Source organism: Rhizobium sp. BT-226 (assembly GCF_025847085.2).
GTDB classification, from domain to species: Bacteria; Pseudomonadota; Alphaproteobacteria; order Rhizobiales; family Rhizobiaceae; genus Rhizobium; species Rhizobium sophorae.
Genome location: NZ_JAOYTI010000007.1, coordinates 138,871 through 160,253 on the forward strand (window position 1 = coordinate 138,871; position 21,383 = coordinate 160,253).

General features: G+C 61.0%; 20 protein-coding genes. 12 read left to right on the plus strand and 8 right to left on the minus strand.

What is annotated here, in order from left to right; all coding sequences use genetic code 11:
• Positions 1 to 3 precede the first annotated feature (3 nt).
• The 7 genes from OIU37_RS31585 to OIU37_RS31615 all read right to left on the minus strand — a co-directional run bounded on the left by OIU37_RS31585 (position 4) and on the right by OIU37_RS31615 (position 8,298).
• Complete coding sequence (locus tag OIU37_RS31585; protein ID WP_180697076.1) at positions 4 to 1,251, minus strand: efflux RND transporter periplasmic adaptor subunit; 1,248 nt, start codon at positions 1,249 to 1,251, stop codon at positions 4 to 6.
• Between the two features lie 152 nt (positions 1,252 to 1,403).
• Positions 1,404 to 1,538 (minus strand): hypothetical protein, encoded by a 135-nt coding sequence (locus OIU37_RS31590; protein WP_017961896.1) that lies wholly within the window; start codon positions 1,536 to 1,538, stop codon positions 1,404 to 1,406.
• A gap of 320 nt (positions 1,539 to 1,858) precedes the next feature.
• Positions 1,859 to 3,391 carry an ATP-binding protein gene (locus OIU37_RS31595; protein WP_180697077.1) on the minus strand — a complete coding sequence of 511 codons (1,533 nt, stop codon included), beginning with the start codon at positions 3,389 to 3,391 and terminating at the stop codon, positions 1,859 to 1,861.
• Positions 3,388 to 4,116 carry a response regulator gene (locus tag OIU37_RS31600; RefSeq protein ID WP_180697078.1) on the minus strand — a complete coding sequence of 243 codons (729 nt, stop codon included), beginning with the start codon at positions 4,114 to 4,116 and terminating at the stop codon, positions 3,388 to 3,390. The genes OIU37_RS31595 and OIU37_RS31600 overlap by 4 nt, the downstream gene beginning before the upstream one ends.
• 431 nt (positions 4,117 to 4,547) lie before the next feature.
• On the minus strand, positions 4,548 to 6,662 hold the full coding sequence (locus OIU37_RS31605) for a xanthine dehydrogenase family protein molybdopterin-binding subunit (RefSeq protein WP_264259780.1): 2,115 nt from the start codon (positions 6,660 to 6,662) through the stop codon (positions 4,548 to 4,550).
• Positions 6,662 to 7,675 (minus strand): xanthine dehydrogenase family protein subunit M, encoded by a 1,014-nt coding sequence (locus OIU37_RS31610; protein WP_264259781.1) that lies wholly within the window; start codon positions 7,673 to 7,675, stop codon positions 6,662 to 6,664. Before OIU37_RS31610 ends, OIU37_RS31605 begins: the two co-directional genes overlap by 1 nt.
• Positions 7,676 to 7,677: 2 nt before the next feature.
• Positions 7,678 to 8,298 carry a (2Fe-2S)-binding protein gene (locus OIU37_RS31615; protein WP_264259782.1) on the minus strand — a complete coding sequence of 207 codons (621 nt, stop codon included), beginning with the start codon at positions 8,296 to 8,298 and terminating at the stop codon, positions 7,678 to 7,680.
• Between the two features lie 290 nt (positions 8,299 to 8,588).
• Here OIU37_RS31615 and OIU37_RS31620 point away from each other — a divergent pair, with 290 nt between their 5' ends.
• From OIU37_RS31620 to OIU37_RS31675, 12 genes are all read left to right on the plus strand, one after another.
• Complete coding sequence (locus OIU37_RS31620) at positions 8,589 to 8,870, plus strand: acylphosphatase (protein ID WP_264259783.1); 282 nt, start codon at positions 8,589 to 8,591, stop codon at positions 8,868 to 8,870.
• A 143-nt stretch (positions 8,871 to 9,013) separates the two neighbouring features.
• Positions 9,014 to 9,667, plus strand: coding sequence for a Rieske (2Fe-2S) protein (locus OIU37_RS31625; RefSeq protein ID WP_264259784.1), 654 nt, complete (start codon positions 9,014 to 9,016; stop codon positions 9,665 to 9,667).
• Positions 9,664 to 10,509, plus strand: a complete 846-nt coding sequence (locus OIU37_RS31630; RefSeq protein ID WP_264259785.1) for an aromatic ring-hydroxylating dioxygenase subunit alpha — start codon at positions 9,664 to 9,666, stop codon at positions 10,507 to 10,509. Before OIU37_RS31625 ends, OIU37_RS31630 begins: the two co-directional genes overlap by 4 nt.
• On the plus strand, positions 10,506 to 11,165 hold the full coding sequence (locus OIU37_RS31635) for a glutathione S-transferase family protein (RefSeq protein ID WP_180697085.1): 660 nt from the start codon (positions 10,506 to 10,508) through the stop codon (positions 11,163 to 11,165). The genes OIU37_RS31630 and OIU37_RS31635 overlap by 4 nt, the downstream gene beginning before the upstream one ends.
• 1 nt (position 11,166) lies before the next feature.
• Positions 11,167 to 12,546: an amidohydrolase gene (locus OIU37_RS31640; RefSeq protein ID WP_264259786.1), complete on the plus strand. Its 1,380-nt coding sequence runs from the start codon at positions 11,167 to 11,169 to the stop codon at positions 12,544 to 12,546.
• A gap of 26 nt (positions 12,547 to 12,572) precedes the next feature.
• Positions 12,573 to 13,670: a BMP family ABC transporter substrate-binding protein gene (locus tag OIU37_RS31645; protein ID WP_264259787.1), complete on the plus strand. Its 1,098-nt coding sequence runs from the start codon at positions 12,573 to 12,575 to the stop codon at positions 13,668 to 13,670.
• A gap of 3 nt (positions 13,671 to 13,673) precedes the next feature.
• The gene (locus OIU37_RS31650) at positions 13,674 to 15,194 is read left to right on the plus strand and encodes an ABC transporter ATP-binding protein (RefSeq protein ID WP_264259788.1); all 1,521 of its coding nucleotides are present in this window, start codon (positions 13,674 to 13,676) and stop codon (positions 15,192 to 15,194) included.
• Complete coding sequence (locus OIU37_RS31655) at positions 15,194 to 16,294, plus strand: ABC transporter permease (protein WP_240604990.1); 1,101 nt, start codon at positions 15,194 to 15,196, stop codon at positions 16,292 to 16,294. Before OIU37_RS31650 ends, OIU37_RS31655 begins: the two co-directional genes overlap by 1 nt.
• A complete protein-coding gene (locus OIU37_RS31660; RefSeq protein ID WP_180697090.1) occupies positions 16,291 to 17,202 on the plus strand; it encodes an ABC transporter permease in 912 nt (303 codons plus the stop codon). The genes OIU37_RS31655 and OIU37_RS31660 overlap by 4 nt, the downstream gene beginning before the upstream one ends.
• 380 nt (positions 17,203 to 17,582) lie before the next feature.
• Positions 17,583 to 18,896 (plus strand): CmpA/NrtA family ABC transporter substrate-binding protein, encoded by a 1,314-nt coding sequence (locus OIU37_RS31665; protein WP_180697091.1) that lies wholly within the window; start codon positions 17,583 to 17,585, stop codon positions 18,894 to 18,896.
• Between the two features lie 55 nt (positions 18,897 to 18,951).
• Complete coding sequence (gene ntrB / locus OIU37_RS31670) at positions 18,952 to 19,845, plus strand: nitrate ABC transporter permease (RefSeq protein ID WP_180697092.1); 894 nt, start codon at positions 18,952 to 18,954, stop codon at positions 19,843 to 19,845.
• A gap of 11 nt (positions 19,846 to 19,856) precedes the next feature.
• Positions 19,857 to 20,654 (plus strand): ABC transporter ATP-binding protein, encoded by a 798-nt coding sequence (locus OIU37_RS31675; RefSeq protein ID WP_180697093.1) that lies wholly within the window; start codon positions 19,857 to 19,859, stop codon positions 20,652 to 20,654.
• Between the two features lie 127 nt (positions 20,655 to 20,781).
• On the opposite strand, the gene OIU37_RS31680 is transcribed toward OIU37_RS31675, so the two are convergent.
• Positions 20,782 to 21,366 (minus strand): cysteine hydrolase family protein, encoded by a 585-nt coding sequence (locus tag OIU37_RS31680; RefSeq protein ID WP_180697094.1) that lies wholly within the window; start codon positions 21,364 to 21,366, stop codon positions 20,782 to 20,784.
• Positions 21,367 to 21,383 lie beyond the last annotated feature (17 nt).

Sequence of the window (21,383 nt, forward strand, 5' to 3'; positions counted from 1 at the left end):
GCCTCACCGCGTTACGGCGTCAGGCAACCGCACGGAAACCTCTGCGGGTTTTCCTGCAGATGGCCGATCCGCCTCGGCGACGGCAACGAACTCCCCCGTCTCGTTATCGACGGTCACTGCGGTGACTTGGACCTCTTCGCCGATCGCCGCCCTCTGGAGGCCCTCGACGACGACACGATCACCCTCCCCGACGCCAGCGGTCACCAACCAATTGTTGCCGATACCGCGCTCGACGGCCAGAACACGTTCCTCGACCTTCCCGTCGGCGCTGATGAAACGCGCCGTGGCCTCTCCGCGGCTATTGCGCGAGACCGCGCGCTGCGGAATGAGCACGCCATCTTCGACATAGCCGTCTTCAACGAGTGCCCGCACATACATCCCGGGCAGGAGCGCGCCTTCCGGATTGGGGAAGACGGCGCGCATCAGAACCATGCCGGTCGTTTGCGATACGGCACCGTTGCGGAACTGCAACTTTCCGGGATGGCCGTATTTGCTGCCGTCCTCGAGCCGGAGTTCGACGGTCACCGAGCCTTCCTGTGCCTTGATATCCTGCGACGCGAGCGCCTTGTTAAGCGCGAGCAGGCTGGCGCTCGAGCGCACAAGGTCGACATTGATGATGTCCGTCTGGCGGATCGTCGTCATTGGCGACGCCTGATCTTCGGTAACCAGCGCACCCTCGGTGACATTTGAAGCGTCCACACGCCCGCTGATCGGGGCGCGGACCTTGGCATATTCGAGTTCGATGCGGGCGGTTTCAAGAGCTGCCCTGGCAGCGGCGACGTCCGCCTCGGCCTGCAGCATCTGTGTTCGTGCCTCATCGAAATCCTGGCGGCTGACGACACTGCTCGCACTCAGGCTCTCATAGCGCTGCGAGCGCGCTCGGGCGCTCGGAAGGGCACTTTCGGCCCGCTGCACAGCAGCCTCGGCATTGCGGTAGGAGGCCTCAAACGGCATGGGGTCAAGTTCGTAAAGGACGTCTCCGGCTTTTACCAAGCCGCCCTCATCGAAACTTTGCCTGAGTATGATGCCGGACACGCGAGGGCGGACCTCCGAAACCATTTGTGCACCGGTACGGCCCGCCAATTCTGTCGTCAGTGTCACTGCCTGGCGATGCAAGGTCTGCGCGCTGACTTCAGGTTTCGAACGAGCTGGCCGCTCCTGTGCCACCACGTCAGCGTTGCAACTTGAAAGCAAGGCTGGGAGGCAAAAAATCATGGCAACATAGACGGTCGAAAAGCATTTGGCTGGCATCGTCGAACACCTTTGCGCGGCTATGAACGGTCTTCACGCGAGGTGGGCGTCCTTGCGCCCACCAGGATCGCGATCGGCGGGAAAGTAAGTCGGCTCTGTCGCACGGGTGTGCCGAAGGCGAGCAAAACTGTAACCAGTTGTATCAACCACCATCAATTACCCGCCAGGCTGATGACGGCCGTCAGTGAGATGAGGGAGGCAAACAGAATGATGTCGGCCAACACTCCTCTGGCGATCGCTGAAATGCTGTGTTGTTCAAGCCTGTAGCTGTTGTTCTGATCTGCCATGACCTTTCCTTTCCATATTGATCGCGCGTCGGTCGACTGGCCCGTGGTCCCATCGGGGGGCTGGAAGCGCAGGGCGGCCAGCCGACGATCGCCGAAGCGACGATTGAAAGACGCGCGTCTGGTTCGCGCCTTGTGCTTGATGAGGGGAAGGTTAGTTCGGCCTTGTCGCAGAGCTTTGCCGAAGACGAGTCAAAATGTAATCAAGTGTCGCGGCATAAGCGGTGAGGCTGCGACACCGCTACAAGCACGTCTTTCGAGGTGCACTTTCGATCGCTATGCATGAGCCTGAGGATAAGACTTTGCGCGCAACGGCGCCGGGGTTAATGTTGCGTCCGCGGCTTTGACGGCTTCTCGGCCAGGTTCGGCGCACGGAGCCCGATCGACCCGCGCAGGGATTTCCAATCACGCCCCTTCGGGACCGCTGGCGGTTCCACCCGGCCGTCGCGTGGCAAGGAAAGAACGGCTTGCATGCCGCCGCCGCCTGTTACGAAGGAAATGTCACCGCCATGCTGCCTTGCTGCAGCACGCGCAATCGACAGTCCAAGTCCAATCCCGCCGGTGTCGCGGTTGCGCGAAGCCTCGAGCCGGAAAAACGGCGTGAACACCTTTTCCTTCATAAGGTCGGGAATGCCTGGACCGCGGTCCTCGACGACGATGTCGATGGTCGCAGCCGTGTGCCGGATGAAGACCCGCGCCTCTCCGCCATAGCGTACGGCATTTTCTATGAGATTTCTCACAGCGCGCCTGAGACCATCCGACCGGCAGCGATAGGTCAACTTCGCGCCTTCGACGAAATTGACGGGCTTGCCCAGATCGGACTGGTCGTCGCAGATGCTTCCAACCAGCGCTTCCAGATCGATGTCGCGCGTTTCCTCTTCCGTCGATTCGCCACGCGCAAAAGAAATGGCGGCCTCGGTCATGCCCTGAAGTTCATCGATCGTCGACAGCATTTTTCGCTGGATCTCCTGATCCTGCACGAATTCGGTCCTCAGTCTCAAGGTCGTCAGGGGCGTTCGCAGATCGTGACCGATCGCGGCCAGCATCTTTGTTCTGTCTTCAAGGAAACGGTGCAGCCGACCTTGCATCTTGTTGAAGGCTTCGGCAGTGCGCCGGACCTCTTCCGGTCCTTCTTCCGAAAGCGGCGGCAGGTTTTCTCCCCGCCCCAAGGCTTCGGCCGAGGTCGCAAGATGCCGCAACGGCCTTGATATGCGGCTGGCGAAGAACACGCCGAGCAAAGCCAGGATGAGTGCCGTCAGGCTGAGCGAGGCGAGCGACGTGGAGGTCCACCAGCCTCCGGTCTGTCGCATATAGAATGCGGCGTTCAGCCACGTCCTATCGTCGACCTTGATGACAAGGCCATAGCCCCGCGAGCCGTCGAAATAGACATATTTGATCGGCTGCGGGAGCGCCCAGAGGCTCTGCATTGGAACGCGCCACCCCTCCCCGCCGTTTGACGCTGCGACCCTCTTCGCATCTGGGATCTGCGTCTTGGCTGAACCGTCTTGAAAGATCCTGACGAGGTCCACGAAGTTTTCCAGAGGTCGGGAAAACTCGGCTGCAGCCGTCAGGCGCCATGTGGCAGGGTCCTCCGCTTCACGATCCGTCACCCAGAAACGCGAATCCCTCGTCTCGCTCGCCAGCAGGGCCTGCTTTTGATATTCGGCAGGAATAGTTTCTACAAGACGCGTCATCGTGCGTGCCCGACTAAGAAACTCGCTCTTGGCTGCAGCGTCGAGCGCTTTGGAATGCTCCTTCCAGGAAATCAGAAACGTCAGCGCCTGGGAAATGATCAAGGCCGCAAGGGTAAAGGCAATGAGTTGCGTCGCGAGGCTTCTGTTCCAGACGTGGTTCATTCGAATGCTACCTCAGCGGCCAGGCTGTAGCCGCCACCCCAATGCGTTTTGATGATCGATGGGCATTTGGGATTCTCTTCGATTTTCTTGCGCAGCCGGCTCACCTGATTGTCGATGCTGCGATCGAAGATGTCCGCCGTCCTGCCGACTGTCAGATCAAGCAGCTGCTCGCGGCTCAGGATCAGGCCAGGCCTTTCGATGAAGACTTTCAGCAGGCGGAATTCGGCAGTGCTTAACGGAATACCGACGCCATCGTCGCCAGATATTTCCTGACGCCCCATGTTCACGCGCCAATTGCCGATGCGCACCGTCCTTTGCTGTTGCGTCATGCGCTGCTGTGTCAGCGGGTTAGTGGCACGCCGAAGGACGGCTCTGATGCGGGCGAGAAGCTCCCGTGGATTGAAGGGTTTCACGACGTAGTCGTCGGCGCCAAGTTCCAGTCCGATGATACGATCGGTATCTTCGACCAATGCGGTCAGGAAAATGATCGGAATGTCAGTCGCGGCCCGCACCTGGCGGCACACGCTCAACCCATCCTCGCCCGGCATCATGACGTCGAGAATGATCAGGTCCACCACCTGGCGCTCGCGCTCGAGCAGGCGTCGAAGGGCCGCGCCGCTTTCGGCGACGCTCACTCTATATCCTTGCTGCTCCAGATACTGTCGAACCAGATCCCGGATATCGCCGTGATCGTCGACGACCACGACGTGCGACGTGTTCTGCATTTGCATAACCTCTGAGGCTATTGTTGCAGAAGAGTTCTGTTCGCGCATCGAAAAAAATGTAACAAAGTTTCACAGCAAGTTCGGCCACACCCATTTTCCCACACGACTTGGGAGGGCCTCTTATAGTCGCCTTGAGATCGAGCCTCCCCTCTTTTGCTTGCCCAGATTATGATGGGGCCAAGGAAGCCGCCATTGGCGATTGGCGCGAGAGCTTTACATAGGGATACCGCATAACGCGACGCGACGATCTGGCAATCAGGATTTCGAGATGTTGGACCTCGAATATTGATGGTGCAATCATCTTCAATCCTGAAGAGGTTTGCCATGGGACAAATTCTACGTGGGAGCGCCACAACGACAGTGGCGATCCGTCGAGCAATACAGAACTGCCATTTGAACTCGCATGACGCGGTGCTTGGCGGCGAAGTCCTTCAAAGGACATCTTCGATGCGGATCGGCAGCTTGCGGACGCGTTTGCCCGTTGCATGGTAGATCGCATTGGCGATCGCAGGAGCGGTGCCAAGCATGACGAGTTCGCCCATGCCCTTGACGCCGACCGAATTGACCATCGTGTCCGGTTTGTCGATGAAGCCAACGTCGATGTCACCGATGTCGGCGTTAACCGCCATGAGGTAGTCGGCCAAATCAGCGTTGAGGTAGCCGGCAAACCGCGGATCGACGTCTGTCTCCTCGCGGAGCGCCGTGCTAAAACCCCAGACAACGCCGCCATACATCTGTCCACGAGCGGTCACCGGACTGACGACCCGGCCGACGTCGGCAATGCTGACCACCCGCGGCATGCGGATGCGGCCCGTTCTGGGTTCGATATGAATTTCGACGAACTGGGCAATGTAACTCATTGATGTAAAGCCCGGGTATTCAGGGCCGGCACCTGCGCGACCCCCGGTTCGAAAGGCTTCAAGAGCGGAGGCGTCCTGCCCGGGCGCGACCTCCGAAACCACCACTTCGATCTGGGGACGTTTCAGGCGCGCCAGTTGCTCATGCAAATTGCCCGCCGGCGGGTTCGGACCTGCAAGCTCATCGAAGCGGGCGCGCAACGCCCTGACAGCCTTCGCCGTGACAGGGATGATGCTGGCCGTGCCGCGCTCGCCAACGGTCATCATCTGCGGACCGACAGTCGTATCCCCAAGCAAAATCTCTAGACGATCGGGGTTGATGTCGAGTCCTTGGAGGATCGTGTTTGCGACCGCAGTCCGGATACCCTGGCCCATTTCATGCCCGGACGAAATCACCCGTGTCGTGCCGTCCGCACGTACCCGCAATGTCGTCTCGGCAGCTGACCCCGACGCCCCGAAGATCCCGCATGCGACCCCGTATCCGACCATCGTGCCGTCGTCTAGTCGCATCGATCCCGGTTCAGGTGTTCGCCGGCTCCAGCCGAAGCGCCTTGCACCTTCCAGCAGGCAGTCATTCAAGAAATGCGGCGACAGCGACTGACCAGCGATAATGTCGTTCTTTGCTTCATGCTCGAGACGAAGTTGAACCGGATCTTTGCCGAGCTTGTAAGCCATCTCGTCGATCAGGCTCTCCAGCGCAAACCCGGCAGGGAACGGATGCGTCCCGCGGGTGTGTCGCGGCATCTGGCGGTCGATATGGATATCGCCTGCCGTCGCTCGAAAATTCTCGATGGCATAAAGACGCGCGATATCCTCATGGTAACCGCTTGAGCGGAATCCGCCGTCAGGGATATTTTCTTGCACCACATCATAGAGGATGGCGTCCAATCGCCCCTGCGCGTCGGCGGCGAGACGGATATTGTGAACACTGCGCGGCCGGTAATTGGCGATATGGAACAGCTGCCCACGCGGTGTGACCAGCTTAACCGGCCGCCCCGTCAACCTGGCAGCCTGGGCAACCAACGCGGTTTGAAGCTTGGGAGGAGATTTCTGCCCGAACCCGCCTCCGACATGTTCGGATTTGACCGCAACCTGGTCTGGAGCAAGTCCTAAGGCTTTAACGAGTGCGCCCTTGGCCGCCTCAATATTCTGGCAGCCCTCATGGACCGTCAGTCGCCCGTTAGACCATTCTGCGACGGTCCCGAACAATTCCATGGCGTTATGGTGCTGGGTTGGCGTCTCGAAAGTGCCCTCGACAATGACGCCCGCATTTTGAAACGCTTTGTCGACGTCGCCTGTACTGAACCCCTCTGCCGGGACGCGTTGTGCACCAGGACTGGTCATCACGGGCAGAAATGGCGCCGCTTCGTAGTCAGCTGACACGGCTTCGGCACCTTCGATCGCGGCCTCGATCGTCTCAGCGACAACCAACGCGATTGGCTGCCCACGAAACGATATTTGTGGACGAAGTGAGGGGAAATCGCCGATGGACAGGACATGAACGACACCGGGGATTTTGGTCGCCGCGGTGACGTCAACTTTTGTGACTTTGCCTTTCGCAATGGTGGCAGGGACCAGCATCGCATGCAGCATGCCGGGCAGCCTCATGTCGGCTGCGTACGTCGTGCGGCCCTGTACCTTATCCCTGGCGTCGACGCGGGCGATTTCTGAGAAGGTTTGTGACGGCATCACGCTCTCCTTTCTGCGGCAATCATCAAGGCATCGGCAACAACCCGGGCTCCCAGGTCGGACTTGAAGGCGTTGTGCTGGCCCGGGCGCGCATCCTTGAATGCGGCCCGACCAGCTTCAAGGGCGAGCTCGGGCGTTAATTGCTTGCCACGCAACGTCTCTTCGGCACTCTGCGCTCGCCATGGGATCGTTGCGACTCCACCAAGTGCAATGCGGGCCGTTCGGACATCGGCTCCTTCCATTTCGACTACGACTGCGGCGGATGCCACCGCGAACGCAAAACTCTCCCGGTCGCGAATCTTGTGATAAGTCGAGGAACGGCTTGGCGCTTTCGGGACGGTAATGGCCGTGATCAATTCGGCTGGGGCTATATTGAATTCGAGATGGGGCGTATCGCCGGGCAGCCGGTAGAAGTCCGAAATGGGCACGGTGCGCGTTCCTGTGGGTCCATGAATTTCGACCGATGCACCCAGGGCCGTCAACGCCACAGGCCAGTCGCCCGGTGAGACCGCGATGCAAGCGTCACTCACGCCAAGGATCGCATGGCCTCGGTCCAACCCGCCGATTGCCGCGCAACCGGAACCGGGCACACGTTTGTTGCAGGGGTACACGCCGACTGTAGACAGCGACCCGGCGCCGTTGCGGAAATAGGGACAGCGGGTTCGCTGAAGCAGGTTGCCGCCAACTGTGGCCATATTGCGCAGCTGCTGCGAGGCTGCTTTCAGCAAGCTCTCAGACAGGATGGGATATCCTTCCTGCACTGCCGGCGCGTAAGCAACGTCGCTCATCAGCGCCAAGGCACCGAACCGCAGTACGTCGCCGTCGGTGTCGATCGTATCGAGGCCCATGATGCCGGTAACGTCGATAAGATGCGCTGGCCGCTCCACGCCGAGCTTCATCAGATCATAGAGCGTTGTGCCGCCGGCGATGTAGCGCGCGTCCAGGCCGACCGCAGCAAAGGCTTCGACGGCTGCTTCGAGGCTGTCCGCCCGGGTGTAATCGATAGCTCGCATCTTCAGCCCTCCTTCGAATTGGCTGCCACATCTTCGATGGCAGCGACAATCCCGGCATACGCGCCGCAGCGACAGATGTTTCCACTCATAAATTGGCGGATCGAGGCTTTGTCCGTTGCATGACCATGTCGAACGCATGCGACGGCGGACATGATCTGGCCCGGCGTGCAGTATCCGCACTGCAATGCGTCGTGATCGATGAAGGCGGTCTGCATCGGATGAAGTGTATCGCCGTCGGCCAGCCCTTCGATGGTGGTCACCTGACGCCCCGCCACTTTCGCCGCAAGCGTCAGACAGGACACTACGGTTCGGCCGTCGAGGTGCACCGTGCATGCACCGCACTGGCCATGATCGCAGCCTTTTTTTGTTCCTGAGAAGCCAAGGCGCTCGCGCAGCAGGTCAAGAAGCGATGCGCGTGAGTCAATATCGAGAGCGACGGTCTGTCCATTCACTGTCGTCGAAACGAAGAGTGTCGTGCCCGTTTCATTCGGAACGGAAATCTCCTGGGCGGCAGCGGATTGCAGTGGAAGCATCGTAGCGACTGCAACACCGGCACCGGTGCCAAGGACCGCTCGACGCGTCACACAAACGCCTTGAGAATCTGCGGGACTTTGCTCTGCCATTTGTGCTCTCCTCCTGGACTTTCAAACCAATGTCTGGACGCGGCGGTTACTCGCCAGGAATAGCTCATCGCTGTCGCACAACTGTGCCGCGGCATGGGGAATTTGTCGCAAACTGTCGCAAATTCGCGCGGGCAGCAGAGCGAGACTCCGCGGGCGTAAGGAGATATCTGCAGTCGAGAAGCTTACTTGAATCGCCGGGTCGGCGGCGGCCCATTTCCTCGCCTTGACGATAACTTCTTCCGCAAGTTCAATCAGGCGCTATGGTGTGGCAAGGCAAGGTCGAACATCTTATGACAGAAAAAGATACAAACCACCTTCTGGAGCGGATGGCGATTGTCGGTGATCTGGAGGCGGCCTCCTTCGTTCCCTGGATCCGGCGCCACGCTGCCAAGCTTGGGCTCTCGCACACCATTTCTCATACGAGTCCCATGCGGATCGAACTTGAGGTTGCTGGGCCGGAAGAGCTGATCGACATGATGGAGATGGGATGCTCTCTCGGGCCTATCGACGTATGGGTCGAGAGGATAGAACGCACAGCGCTCAGCGCGAAAAGACCGAGTGCCGGGCTGTAGGATATTTCCTCCGTGCATATTATTTACTCAATGTTGCCAATGCGAAATAATTATGCAAACCTGATGGGGTTGCGGCCGAATTGCCTCGACGCCGACGCGGGACTCGATCGGCAAGCATTTGGTTTTGTTTGGGAATTCTAGTCATGCCTTCCGATACGACGGGCTTTTGGACGCCAGTCGCCCTTTCCCGGGATTTGCCGGCCGGAACCGTCATGCCGGCTTGGACGGCGGCCGGATCGATTGCCCTGTGGCGCAGCGCTTCGGGGCGTATATCGGCATCGTCGGATCGCTGTCCGCATCGCGGCATGCGCCTGTCTCACGGCTTCGTGCGCGGCGAGGCGCTCTCCTGCATCTATCACGGCTGGAGCTATGGCCAGGCCGGAAATTGTCTGCGCATTCCCGCCCATCCGGGGCTGACGCCACCGGAAACCATCCGCGTCGCCACCCATGACGTCGAGGAAGCGGACAGTGTGATCTGGGTGGCCGTGGGCACGCCCGTATCGAAGCCGCCGAGGCTCGAGGGCCTCATTCCCCTGCGCTCCCTGACGGCGTTCGCCGGCATCGCCGCAATCGAGGCGGCGGCCGGCAGCAAGGCGAGCCCTGATGGTCTTGTCGAGATCGGGGCACCCACCGGGAGCATCTGTCTGCTATTATCCGCCCAAGAAGACGGACAGACGCTGATCCATGTACTGCTGAAGGGTGATACCGGCCTTGCCGCGGGCATCGACGCTTCACGGGTCGCCGAAAGCCTGCGGCGCCGGGCTGAGGGTCTTCAGAAAAAGGAGATCGCGCAATGACCATGCAGGCGATGATCGACGAATGGTATCCGGTCGGGCTTTTCAGCCAGCTCGACAGCGCCGGCCGTAAAACGGCGCTGATGGGCGAGCCGATCGACGTGGCGCGCGATGCCGATGGCAATGCGCAGGTGTCGGGCGTGGATGGGCGTGTTCTGCCGGTGCGCGTCCGTTACGGTCATGTCTGGTCGTCCCTCGGCCAGCCGCAGAAGGAGCTTTTCCCCATTCCCGAGGCCGATCAGCCAGGCCGCCGCTTCGTCGATGTCGGCGTGGTGCGGGTGCGCTGCTCGCCTCTGCGTGCCGTCGAGAACTTCCTCGACATCGCCCATTTCCCCTTTGTCCACACCGACATTCTCGGCGCAGAGCCGCATACCGAGGTCCAGAATTACAAGGTCGAGATCCGCGAGGAAGAAGACGAGGTCTGGGCGACGCAGGTGAAATTCTACCAGCCGCAGGCCGCCAAGTCGGCAAGTGGCGGGATCACGACGGAATACATGTACCGCGTGCCGGCGCCCACCTGCTCCGTGCTTTACAAGACCTGCCCGCCGTGCCCGAGCGAATGGGATGTCATCACGCTCTTCGTGCAGCCGCTGGCCGAGGACCTCTGCGACGTCTGGCCGTGGATGGCGCTCTTCGACGACGAGACCGCGATGACCGACCTCATTCATTTCCAGCAGACGATCTTCCTGCAGGACCGTTCGATCCTCGAAAACCAGATCCCGCGGCTGCTGCCGCTCGACCCCGGCATGGAAATTCCGACGCGGGCCGATCTGACATCGATCGCTTACCGGCGCTGGCTGAAGCGTCACAACTATACCTACGGCGCACAGCTGGTGGCGCAATGAAGCTCTACGACTATATTCTCTCGCCCAGTTGCTACAAGGTGCGCCTGATGGCGGCGCTGACCGGCGTGAAGCTTGACTTGCGACCGGTGGATTTCCATCCGGGCGGCGAGCATCGCGGCCCGGAGCTGCTTGCGCTCAACCCGGCAGGCTCCATTCCGATACTGGAGGATGGCGACCTGATCCTGACCGAGTCGTCGGCGATCCTTGTCTATCTCGCCGCCAAGGCAGCACCCGAATGGCTCGGCAGCGGTAAGGCCGAGGAAGCGGCGCGGGTGCAGCAATGGCTGTCGTTCTCCGGCCGGCTGACGGCAAGCCTCGGGGCAGCACGGCTCCATGAAATGCTGCTCCGGCCGGGCGATATCGATGCACTGCAGGCCCAGGGCATCGCCGCCCTTCGCGAGCTTGAAGCCGGGCTTGTCGAGCAGGGCCTTCGCGGCATACGTTTCCTCGCCGCCGACCGGCCGACAATTGCCGACATCGCCTGCTTTCCCTATGTCGCGCTGGCGCCTGATGGCGGCGTCACGCTGGATGCCTATCCTGCGATCCGGCTCTGGTCCCGCGCGCTACGCGCCCTCGACAAGTTTATCGAGATGCCAGGCATTCACCGGCTGCACGAATTGAAGCCCGAACCCCAGATCGAGCCGGGTGAGGCGTGAGATGGCCGGCTATCTCCTGAAGAACTGCGCAGCCGTGATTGTCGACGAGGGCAAGGGGCCGGTCGCCCATCGCAATGTCGATCTCCTGACCAACGGTCCGGCAATCGTGGCGATCGGCGAAAATCTGCGGGCGGACGCATTGCCTGCCGGCACGGCCGTTCAGGATGCTGCCGGCTGGTTCGTCTATCCGGGCCTCGTCAACACCCATCATCACTTCTTCCAGTGCTTCGTGCGCAACCGCGCCGATCTCGACTGGACGAAGCTCTTGGTGATCGAGTGGCTGGACCGCATCTACCCGATCTTTTCGCAGCTCAACGAGGAATGCTTTTACCACGCCTCCGTCACGGCGATGGCCGAGATGATCAAGCACGGCTGCACCACGGCCTTGGATCACCAATATAATTTCCCCCGGCACGCCGGAAAGCGGTTGATCGACCGCCAGTTCGAAGCAGCCGATCTGCTCGGCATGCGCTTCCATGCCGGCCGCGGTGGCAATACTCTGCCAAAGTCGGAAGGCTCGACCATTCCCGACGAGATGCTGGAAACGACCGACGAATTTATCGCCGACTGCGCCCGGCTGATCGACGCCTATCACGATACCAGCCCCTTCAGCATGCGCCAGGTTGTGGTTGCGCCCTGCCAGCCGGTCAATTGCTACCGCGAGACCTTTGTCGAATCCGTGGCACTGGCGCGCGATCGCGGCGTCATGATGCATACCCATGTCGGCGAAGGCGAAAGCCTGGTCATTCAGGCTCGCCATGGCATGCGCACGGTCGATTATCTGGAAGAACTCGGCTTTGCCGGGCCTGACACCTTCTATGCCCATTGCTGGGAGCTGACCCACGACGAACTCAGGAAGATGGCGGCCAGCGGCACTGGTGTCGCGCATTGCCCGGAACCGGTCTATCTGGTCGGCGCTGAGGTCACCGACACTCCCGCCATGGCAGCCTTCGGCCTGCGCGTCGGCCTCGGCTGCGACGGGGCTGCCTCCAACGACAATTCCAACCTGATGCACTGCCTGCACTCCGCCTACATGCTGCAATGCCTCGTCTCCTCCAGCCGTGCCCATCCCGTGCCGCTGCCGGTCGATTTCCTCGGCTACGGCACCACCGGGGGTGCCAGCCTGCTCGGCCGGCACGATATCGGCCGGCTTGCGCCCGGCATGGCCGCCGACCTGTTTGCGATCGACACTCGGCGCATGGATTATGTCGGCACGCGCCACGATCCGCTGAGCCTGATTGCCCGCGTCGGCATCGGCATGGCGACGGATATGACCATGATCAATGGCCGCATCGTCTGGCAGAAGGGCGAATTTCCTGGGCTCGACGAAGCCAAGCTGTCAGCTGACGCCGAGGCCGCACTATCCACCGTGGAATTTTAAAAATACCAAAAGAGGGAACTGAGACCATGACCAAACTGACCCGCAGAAATCTCATGACGGCCGCTGCCGCCACCGGCCTTGCCGGTGTGCTCGGCAGCCGCCTTGCTTTTGCCGCCGACGAGCCCCTCGGCATTACGCTGGTAATCCCCTCGCCCGTCGGCGACGTTGGCTGGGGGCACGCACTTGCCGCCGGCCTCGAGCCGATCAAGGCCGCTTACGGCGACAAGGTGAAGGTCACCGTGCTCGAGAATATCGCCGAAGGCCCGGACGCCGACCGCATCATGAACAAGACCGTCGCCGACGGAAACAAGTTCCTGGTCGCCGGCTCTTTCGGCTATCAGAACGGCGCCTTGCAGATCGCCCGTCGCGATCCGAGCGTGACCGTTCTGCACGCCTCCGGCTTCCAGGTCGCTCCGAACTTTTCGCCTTTCGCCGCCAAATATTTCCAGGGCACCTACCTGCTCGGCATGGCTGCGGCAGCACTTTCCAAGAGCGGCAAACTCGGCTCTGTCTCCGCCTTTGCCATCCCCGAGCTCATTACCTCGATCAACGCCTTTACGCTCGGCGCCCAGGCCGTCAAGCCCGATATCGAGGTCTCGGTGGTCTGGGTGAACTCATGGTTCGACCCGGCCAAGGAGCAGGAAGCCGCCAAGGCGCTGATTGCGCAGAAGTGCGACGTGATCTTCTCCAACGCCCAGGACACGCCTTCCGTCATCTCGGCCTGCGAGGAAGCCGGCGTCTATGCCTTCAACCTCAATTCTTCGATGAAGAAATATGCGCCGAAGACCTATCTTGGCTGCGTCGCGACGGATTGGTCACCGTTCTTCAAGGCTTCGGTCGATGCCCATCTCGCCGGTACGTTCAAGGGCGCCAATGCCTTCCTCGGCGTTGCCGACAAGGTCGTCGAGGTGGTCGACTGGAATCCTGATATTCCGGCGGACGTGATGACCAAGATCAAGGAGATCGAGGCAAAGATCGCCGATGGCAGCTTCTCGCCCTTCACCGGGCCGATCGCCAAGGCTGACGGCAGCGAAGCTGTCGCATCGGGTGCGACCATGGCCGACCCCGAGATCATCGCCATGAACTGGCACGTCAAGGGCGTGTCCACGCCGCTGCCGAAATAAGTCATGACCACCCCGCTCCTGTCGCTGCGCGGCATTTCGAAGAGCTACGGCCAGATCCATGCCAATCAGGCCATCGATCTGGACGTGGCGCCGCAATCGATTCATGCGATCCTCGGGGAAAACGGGGCGGGAAAATCGACGCTGATGAAACTGATCTACGGCGTCGAGCAACCGGACGACGGAGAGGTCATCTGGGAAGGAAACCCTTTGCGCCTCGCCTCCCCCGCCGAGGCGAGGCGCCACGGCATCGGCATGGTCTTCCAGCATTTCTCGCTGTTCGAGACCCTGACCGTCCTGGAAAATATTCGGCTGGTCGTGCCGGGCCGCAAGGCTGAGCTCAAGGAACGTATTCGGACGCTTGGACGGGAATTCGGCCTCGAAGTCGACCCGCTTGCCCATGTGCATGCGCTGTCCGTCGGCGAACGGCAACGGGTGGAGATCATCCGAAGCCTGATGACCAACCCGAAACTGCTGATCCTCGACGAGCCCACCTCCGTCCTGCCACCGCAACTGGTGGAGAGGCTCTTCGACACGCTGCGACGACTGCGTGACGGCGGCGTTTCCATCCTTTTGATCTCCCACAAGCTCGAAGAAATCCGCGCTATCTGCGACCGGGCGACGATCCTGCGCGGCGGACGCGTGACCGGGGATGTCGACCCGCGTGAACATGATGCCCATGACCTCGCCCGCATGATGATCGGCCATGACATGCCGGCGCCGATGTCGGCGCTGCCACTGTCTGGAGGGGAAAAGCGGCTGGAGATCATCGGATTGGACTATCAGCCCGACGATCCCTTCGCGGTGCCGCTCTCCGGCATCAGCCTCGAAGTTCGTGCCGGCGAAATCCTCGGGATAGCCGGTATTTCGGGCAACGGCCAAAGCGAGCTTGCTGCGCTGATTTCAGGTGAGACGGTACTGGCACGCGACCAACGCGACCGGATCTACATGATGGGAATGGATGTCGGCAGGCTCGATGCCGCCGCGCGGCGGACGCTCGGATTTGCCTTCGTTCCGGAAGACCGGCTCGGACGCGGCGCCGTGCCCGAAATGTCGCTCGTTCTCAACAGCCTGCTGACGGCCCATCCGCTCAAGCTTTTGCGCCACGGTCTCGTCGACAGGGCGCGGGCGTTGGCGTTCACCGATGATTGTATCCGTCAGTATGATGTTCGCACGCCCGGCCCGGATGCCGAAGCCGGCACTCTATCGGGCGGCAATCTGCAGAAGTTCATCGTTGGCCGCGAAATCATGCTGTCTCCCAAATTGCTTTTCCTGGCGCAGCCGACCTGGGGTGTGGATATCGGCGCCGCATCCGCCATCCGCAGCCGTCTGGTCGCATTGCGCAATCAGGGCATGGCGATCCTCGTCATTTCCGAGGAGCTCGAAGAACTGTTCGAACTCTGCGATTCCATCCAGGTGCTGCATCACGGCCGGCTCAGCCCGCCGCTCGCAACGCGGGACACGAAACCCGAGGAGATCGGCCGATACATGATCGGGGCACAGGCCTCGCCTGAGAAAGTCCAGTAATGCGTGCTTGGTCCCTTGCTTTCGTTCCCACTCTGGTCCGCCGGGAGCGCGCCTCGCTTACCGCGGCCCTGTGCGCGCCTGTCATAGCGCTGGGGGGCGCGATCGCACTTAATCTCGGCCTCTACATCTTGATGGGCCGCGACCCTGTCGCGGTTGTCTATGCGATGCTTTTCGAGCCCTTCCTTTCCTGGGCGTCATTTTCGGAAGTGCTCCTCAAGGCAGGACCGCTCCTTCTGATCGCGCAGGGGCTGGCGATCGGCTTTCGTGCCAAGGTCTTCAACATCGGCGCCGAAGGCCAGTTCATTCTTGGCGCGATCTTCGCCTCTGCCATTCCGGTCTGGTTTCCGCAAGCGACGGGCCAGTGGATCTGGCCGGCAATGCTGCTGCTCGGCGCCATCGGCGGCGCTCTCTGGGCTTCTCTCACCGCCTTCTGGCGCGTGCGCCTCAACGCCAACGAGATCCTCGTTTCGCTGATGCTGAGCCTCGTTGCGGCGCAGTTGCTGAACTATCTGCTGCTCGGCCCATGGAAGGATCCGAATGGCTTCAACTTCCCCCAGTCGGTGATGTTTCAGTATGATGCGATGGTGCCAACCCTGATTGCCGGTACCCGCGTCAATGTCTCGTTCCTCATCACGCTTGCTTTGTCGGTTGCGGCCTGGATCTTCATGCAGAGAAGCTTCATCGGTTACAAGCTGCAGGTCGGCGGTCTGGCGCCGCGGGCTGCCGGCTATGCCGGCTTCAAGGAAGGTTGGGCGATCTGGCTTTCTCTGCTGATCGGCGGTTTTGCCGCCGGTCTTGCCGGAGCCGCCGAAGTCGCTGGGCCGCTCGGTCAGCTGCAGCGTTCGGTCGCGAGCGGCTATGGCTATGCGGCCATCATCGTCGCCTATCTCGGCGGCCTGCATCCGATCGGCATCGTGATCTCGGCGCTGGTCATGGCGGTCATCTATATCGGTGGCGACAATGCCATGGTCTCGGCTAACCTGCCGATCGCCGCCGTCCGTGTCTTCCAGGGCAGTCTGCTACTCGCCTACCTCATCGCCGTCACCTTCGTGCGCTATCGCCTTGAATGGCGCCGCGCCGCCCATCGGAGCCCGTCATGAACGCGATCGAGTTCATTCTTGCCGGCATGCTTGCGGCTGCGACCCCGTTTCTTCTCGCAGCCCTCGGCGAACTGGTGGCCGAGCGCGCCGGTGTCCTCAACCTCGGGGTCGAGGGATTGATGGCTTTCGGTGCCGTGCTCGCCTTCATTATCGTCTACCAAGGCGGCGGGCATCTCCTGGGCTTCGTCGCCGCGGGGCTCGGCAGCGCTGCTCTTTCCCTGCTCTTCGCCTTCGTCACGTTGGGATTCCGGGCAAACCAGGTGGCGGCGGGCCTTGCCATCGGCATTCTCGGCCAGGGCCTCTCCGCGCTTTTCGGCAAGACCTATGAAAGCCTCACGGTCAGAGGACTTCCGAAGCTTGCCCTTCCCGGGCTTTCGGACCTGCCGGTTATCGGCCGCCTTTTCGTCCAGGACATCGTCGTGTGGATTTCGCTTGCCGCGACCCTCGCTCTCTGGGCCATATTTGCCTACAGCAAGCTTGGTCTTGTCGTCCGCGCCGTCGGCGAGAATCCCAAGGCCGCTCACGCCATCGGCTATTCGGTGATATCGGTCCGCGTCCTCGCCATCGCCTTCGGCGGTGCGATGGCCGGCTTCGCCGGCGCTTATGCATCGGTAGTCTATACACCACTCTGGGCCGACGGGATGATCGCTGGGCGCGGTTGGATCGCGATTGCCCTCGTCGTCTTCGGGACCTGGCTCACCGGCCGTATCTTCCTCGGCGCCTGCCTCTTCGGCGCGGTCTCGCTAATGGGGCTTGCGGCCCAGGCAACCGGGCTGGACGTTCCCTCGCAACTGCTCTCAAGCCTGCCATATCTCGTCACCATCATCGTGCTCGGCATCATCTCCGCTGACCGCCGCCTGCTGAAACTGAACGGCGTCGCTTCGCTCGGCGAACCATTCGAGCGATAATCTCGGCTTTGCGCTGCCAGCGCGGCGACCGAGCGGCGCGCGTGCGCTGCACAAATAATTGCTCTCGCGACTGCGACCATAGCAGCAATCGCACAAAAGGTTGGCACAAAGCAAGGATGCCCAAAGTATAGGCAGCTATAGAATCTTCGCATTTCTCCTTTTGCTTCATACCGTTACCATCTCCTCTCGAAATTGGCACGCTGCTTGCAGGTTCTGAGAAGCATCGGTCAATGGCGACCGGCGCAGATAGGCGCGGCATAAGCGCCTACAATAGACACCGACGTCGCAAGGTCTTTGCTCCGGGATTCTCCCATCCCCTGGACGCAATTTCCGGCGGCGTTTTTTTGTGTCCAAATTCAGCCAGCAGAGGGAACCTGCGCATGACAAAGAATTTGCAGACTGGGATTTCGACAACCGGCATTACCCGCCGCAGCATGCTCAAGACGACGGCAGCGGCTGCCCTCATCGGCGCCGTCAAGGCTGCCTTTCCGTCCGGCGCCTTCGCAGCCGGAGCCGGCCCTGAGGTAAAAGGTGCCAAGCTGGGCTTTATCGCTCTCACCGATTCCGCACCGTTGATCATCGCCAAGGAAAAGGGCTTTTTCGACAAGCATGGCCTTCCAGAAACGGATGTGGCCAAACAGGCATCCTGGGGTGCGACCCGCGACAATCTGGTGCTGGGCGGTGCAGCAAACGGCATCGACGGTGCCCATATCCTCTCGCCGCTCCCCTATCTCATGCATACTGGCAAGGTGACGCAGAACAATAAGCCGGTGCCGATGGCGATCCTCGCCCGGCTCAACCTCGACAGCCAGGGCATTTCCGTCGCCAAGGAATATGCCGACACCGGCGTGCAGCTGGATTCCTCCAAGCTGAAGGCGGCATTCGAGAAAAAGAAGGCCGAGGGCAAGGAGATCAAGGCCGCCATGACCTTCCCGGGCGGCACCCATGACCTCTGGATCCGCTACTGGCTCGCCGCCGGCGGCATCGATCCGAACAAGGACGTTTCGACCATCGTCGTGCCGCCGCCGCAGATGGTTGCCAACATGAAGGTCGGCAACATGGACGTCTTCTGTGTGGGCGAACCGTGGAATGAGCAGCTCGTCAACCAGGGCATCGGCTTTACCGCAGCCACAACCGGCGAGCTCTGGAAGGGTCATCCTGAAAAAGCGCTCGGGCTGCGCGCCGAATGGATCGAAAAGAATCCCAATGCTGCCAAGGCCCTGCTGATGGCTGTCATGGAGGCTCAGCAGTGGTGTGAAAGCATGGACAACAAGGCGGAGATGGCTGACATTCTCGGCAAGCGCCAATGGTTCAACGTTCCGACGAAGGACGTGCTCGGCCGCCTCAAGGGCGACATCAATTATGGCAACGGCCGCGAGGTCAAGGCCACCGACCTCTATATGAAGTTCTGGAAAGACGGCGCCTCCTACCCGTTCAAGAGCCACGATACCTGGTTCATGACGGAGAACATCCGCTGGGGAAATCTGCCGGCGAGCACCGACATCAAGGCACTGGTCAACCAGGTAAACCGCGAAGACGTCTGGCGTGAAGCCGCCAAGGATCTCGGCGTCGCGGCAGCCGATATTCCCGCATCGTCTTCTCGCGGCAAGGAGACTTTCTTCGACGGCAAGGTCTTCGACCCCGAAAATCCTTCCGCTTATCTCGACAGCCTTTCGATCAAGGCTGTCTCGTGACCCGCTCCGGCGCGCAACGGCGCGCCGGCCTTTCATTCACGTGAGGAGCGCGTTGATGTCCGCCCTGGCAAATAAAGAAAATCCCTCCACGGCCGCCGCTGCCAAGCCGGCGGCAAAGGTTCTGCCGTTTTCCGGCAAGCACGGATCGCGGATCGATTTTCGTCGAGCGGCACTGGCCGCACTTCGCAACGTCGTTCCGCCGATCGTCGTGCTGGCACTTATCCTGCTCGTCTGGCAGGTGCTCTGTTCATCGGCGGATGCGTCTTTGCCCTCGCCGCATCGGGTCTGGCAGGATAGCTATGACCTGATCGCCTATCCGTTTTTCAACTACGGCTCCCAGGATATCGGACTCGGCTGGCGCGTGCTCGTTTCGCTGCAGCGCGTTCTCTATGGCTTCGGACTTGCTGCGGTCGCTGGCGTCATCATCGGTGCGATCATCGGCCAGTCGGTCTGGGCGATGCGGGGCCTCGATCCGATCTTTCAGGTGCTGCGTACGGTTCCGCCGCTCGCCTGGTTGCCGCTGTCGCTCGCAGCCTTCCAGGATTCCAACCCCTCGGCAATCTTCGTGATCTTCATCACCTCGATCTGGCCGGTGATCATCAACACCGCCGTCGGCGTCCGCAATATCCCGCAGGACTACCGCAATGTCGCCGAGGTGCTGCGCCTCAACCAGTTCGAGTTTTTCTGGAAGATCATGCTGCCTTCGGCAGCGCCTTACATCTTCACAGGCCTCAGGATCGGGGTCGGCCTCTCCTGGCTCGCCATAGTCGCGGCCGAAATGCTGACGGGCGGCGTCGGCATCGGCTTCTTCATCTGGGACGCGTGGAACTCCTCGCGCCTTTCGGACATCATCGTCGCGCTCGTCTATATCGGCATCGTCGGCTTCGCTCTCGACAAGCTGGTGGCAGCACTCGGCAAACTCATCACCCGCGGCGCCATGGCCAACTGAGGAGCGCACCTATGAACGCCTATCTGAAGCTTGATCATATCGACAAACATTTCGATCGCGGCGGCGTGCGCGCCGAGGTGCTGAAGGACATTAACCTGACGATTTCCAAGGGCGAATTCGTCTCGATCATCGGCCATTCCGGCTGTGGCAAGTCCACCCTGCTCAACCTTATTGCCGGCCTGACGCCCGTTTCGGCAGGCGCCGTGCTCCTGGAAAACCGCGAAGTCAATGGACCCGGTCCGGAGCGCGCCGTCGTCTTCCAGAACCACTCGCTGCTGCCCTGGCTAACGGTCTACGAGAACGTCAATCTCGCCGTCTCCAAACTCTTCAACCGAACGAAGACCAAGGCCGAGCGGCATGAGTGGGTCATGGCCAACCTCGACCTCGTGCAGATGGCGCATGCGAGAGATAAGCGGCCTTCGGAAATTTCAGGCGGCATGAAACAGCGCGTCGGCATTGCCCGCGCGCTTGCAATGGAACCGAAGATCCTGCTGCTCGACGAACCCTTTGGCGCGCTCGATGCGCTGACCCGCGCCCATCTTCAGGATGCGGTGATGGAAATCCATGCACGGCTTGGCAATACGATGGTGATGATCACGCATGATGTCGATGAAGCGGTGCTGCTGTCCGATCGCATCGTGATGATGACCAACGGCCCGGCAGCCCGCATCGGCGAAGTGCTCGATGTGACGATGCCCCGTCCCCGCAATCGCATCGAACTCGCCTCCGACCGGACATATCTCAAATGCCGTGAAGCCGTGCTGAAGTTCCTCTATGAACGCCACCGCTTCATCGAAGCCGCAGAGTAGACACTGCCAAGCAAAGACCGACCGAAAAGTGGTGGCATTGACGTGACGCCGAGGTGAACGGCGATCCGATAAAAACGGCAAGCCCGGCGAGAAACGTCGCCGGGCGAGCGCGGGCTGCCCCAGCGCTCTATCCAACGACCCTCAAAAACTCTTCGGTGTCCATGAGCTCGAGCTGCACGGAAAACCGATCGTGCAGAAGTTCCAGTGACGCGTCATGCGTATCATCGGCGCCGCTGCAAACGGCGTCCTTGAGCACGATGACACGATAGGCGAGATCGATCGCGCCGAGCGTCGTTGCCAGCACGCAGACATCCGTTTCACCGCCTGATATAACCAGCGTATCGACCCGCTCCGACTGAAGGATCGGATGCAGGCGGCCGTCGATCCAAGGGGAATAGGTGCGTTTGTCGAAGTGCCTTGCCGGCGGAACCAGCGATGCCAGCGATGGGGCGAGATCGATGAAGCCGCGCGGAAGATGTTCGCCCGTCATCATCCACCATTTATGGTAATAATCCCGCCATTTCCCCGGCATGTCGTCCGCACGCTCGGGCGGCAGAAAGCGGGTAAAGATCGTTCGCGACGGATGTCGCCCGGCCAGTTCTTCGATCTGGGGAGAGATCCGTACCATCCAGGGAACGTGCCATGGCGTGTCTTCGGCAAACATCCGCTGCATGTCGACGCAAAGGTGCCGCCATTCGCCCACCTCGCCCATCATATCCTCCACTCGGT

What these genes read in the sequence shown, in the direction of transcription:
- OIU37_RS31585 (WP_180697076.1), bottom strand. Translation starts at nt 1,251, where the DNA reads ATGCCAGCCAAATGCTTTTCGACCGTCTATGTTGCCATGATTTTTTGC.
- OIU37_RS31590 (WP_017961896.1), bottom strand. Translation starts at nt 1,538, where the DNA reads ATGGCAGATCAGAACAACAGCTACAGGCTTGAACAACACAGCATTTCA.
- OIU37_RS31595 (WP_180697077.1), bottom strand. Translation starts at nt 3,391, where the DNA reads ATGAACCACGTCTGGAACAGAAGCCTCGCGACGCAACTCATTGCCTTT.
- OIU37_RS31600 (WP_180697078.1), bottom strand. Translation starts at nt 4,116, where the DNA reads ATGCAGAACACGTCGCACGTCGTGGTCGTCGACGATCACGGCGATATC.
- OIU37_RS31605 (WP_264259780.1), bottom strand. Translation starts at nt 6,662, where the DNA reads ATGCCGTCACAAACCTTCTCAGAAATCGCCCGCGTCGACGCCAGGGAT.
- OIU37_RS31610 (WP_264259781.1), bottom strand. Translation starts at nt 7,675, where the DNA reads ATGCGAGCTATCGATTACACCCGGGCGGACAGCCTCGAAGCAGCCGTC.
- OIU37_RS31615 (WP_264259782.1), bottom strand. Translation starts at nt 8,298, where the DNA reads ATGGCAGAGCAAAGTCCCGCAGATTCTCAAGGCGTTTGTGTGACGCGT.
- OIU37_RS31620 (WP_264259783.1), top strand. Translation starts at nt 8,589, where the DNA reads ATGACAGAAAAAGATACAAACCACCTTCTGGAGCGGATGGCGATTGTC.
- OIU37_RS31625 (WP_264259784.1), top strand. Translation starts at nt 9,014, where the DNA reads ATGCCTTCCGATACGACGGGCTTTTGGACGCCAGTCGCCCTTTCCCGG.
- OIU37_RS31630 (WP_264259785.1), top strand. Translation starts at nt 9,664, where the DNA reads ATGACCATGCAGGCGATGATCGACGAATGGTATCCGGTCGGGCTTTTC.
- OIU37_RS31635 (WP_180697085.1), top strand. Translation starts at nt 10,506, where the DNA reads ATGAAGCTCTACGACTATATTCTCTCGCCCAGTTGCTACAAGGTGCGC.
- OIU37_RS31640 (WP_264259786.1), top strand. Translation starts at nt 11,167, where the DNA reads ATGGCCGGCTATCTCCTGAAGAACTGCGCAGCCGTGATTGTCGACGAG.
- OIU37_RS31645 (WP_264259787.1), top strand. Translation starts at nt 12,573, where the DNA reads ATGACCAAACTGACCCGCAGAAATCTCATGACGGCCGCTGCCGCCACC.
- OIU37_RS31650 (WP_264259788.1), top strand. Translation starts at nt 13,674, where the DNA reads ATGACCACCCCGCTCCTGTCGCTGCGCGGCATTTCGAAGAGCTACGGC.
- OIU37_RS31655 (WP_240604990.1), top strand. Translation starts at nt 15,194, where the DNA reads ATGCGTGCTTGGTCCCTTGCTTTCGTTCCCACTCTGGTCCGCCGGGAG.
- OIU37_RS31660 (WP_180697090.1), top strand. Translation starts at nt 16,291, where the DNA reads ATGAACGCGATCGAGTTCATTCTTGCCGGCATGCTTGCGGCTGCGACC.
- OIU37_RS31665 (WP_180697091.1), top strand. Translation starts at nt 17,583, where the DNA reads ATGACAAAGAATTTGCAGACTGGGATTTCGACAACCGGCATTACCCGC.
- ntrB (WP_180697092.1), top strand. Translation starts at nt 18,952, where the DNA reads ATGTCCGCCCTGGCAAATAAAGAAAATCCCTCCACGGCCGCCGCTGCC.
- OIU37_RS31675 (WP_180697093.1), top strand. Translation starts at nt 19,857, where the DNA reads ATGAACGCCTATCTGAAGCTTGATCATATCGACAAACATTTCGATCGC.
- OIU37_RS31680 (WP_180697094.1), bottom strand. Translation starts at nt 21,366, where the DNA reads ATGGGCGAGGTGGGCGAATGGCGGCACCTTTGCGTCGACATGCAGCGG.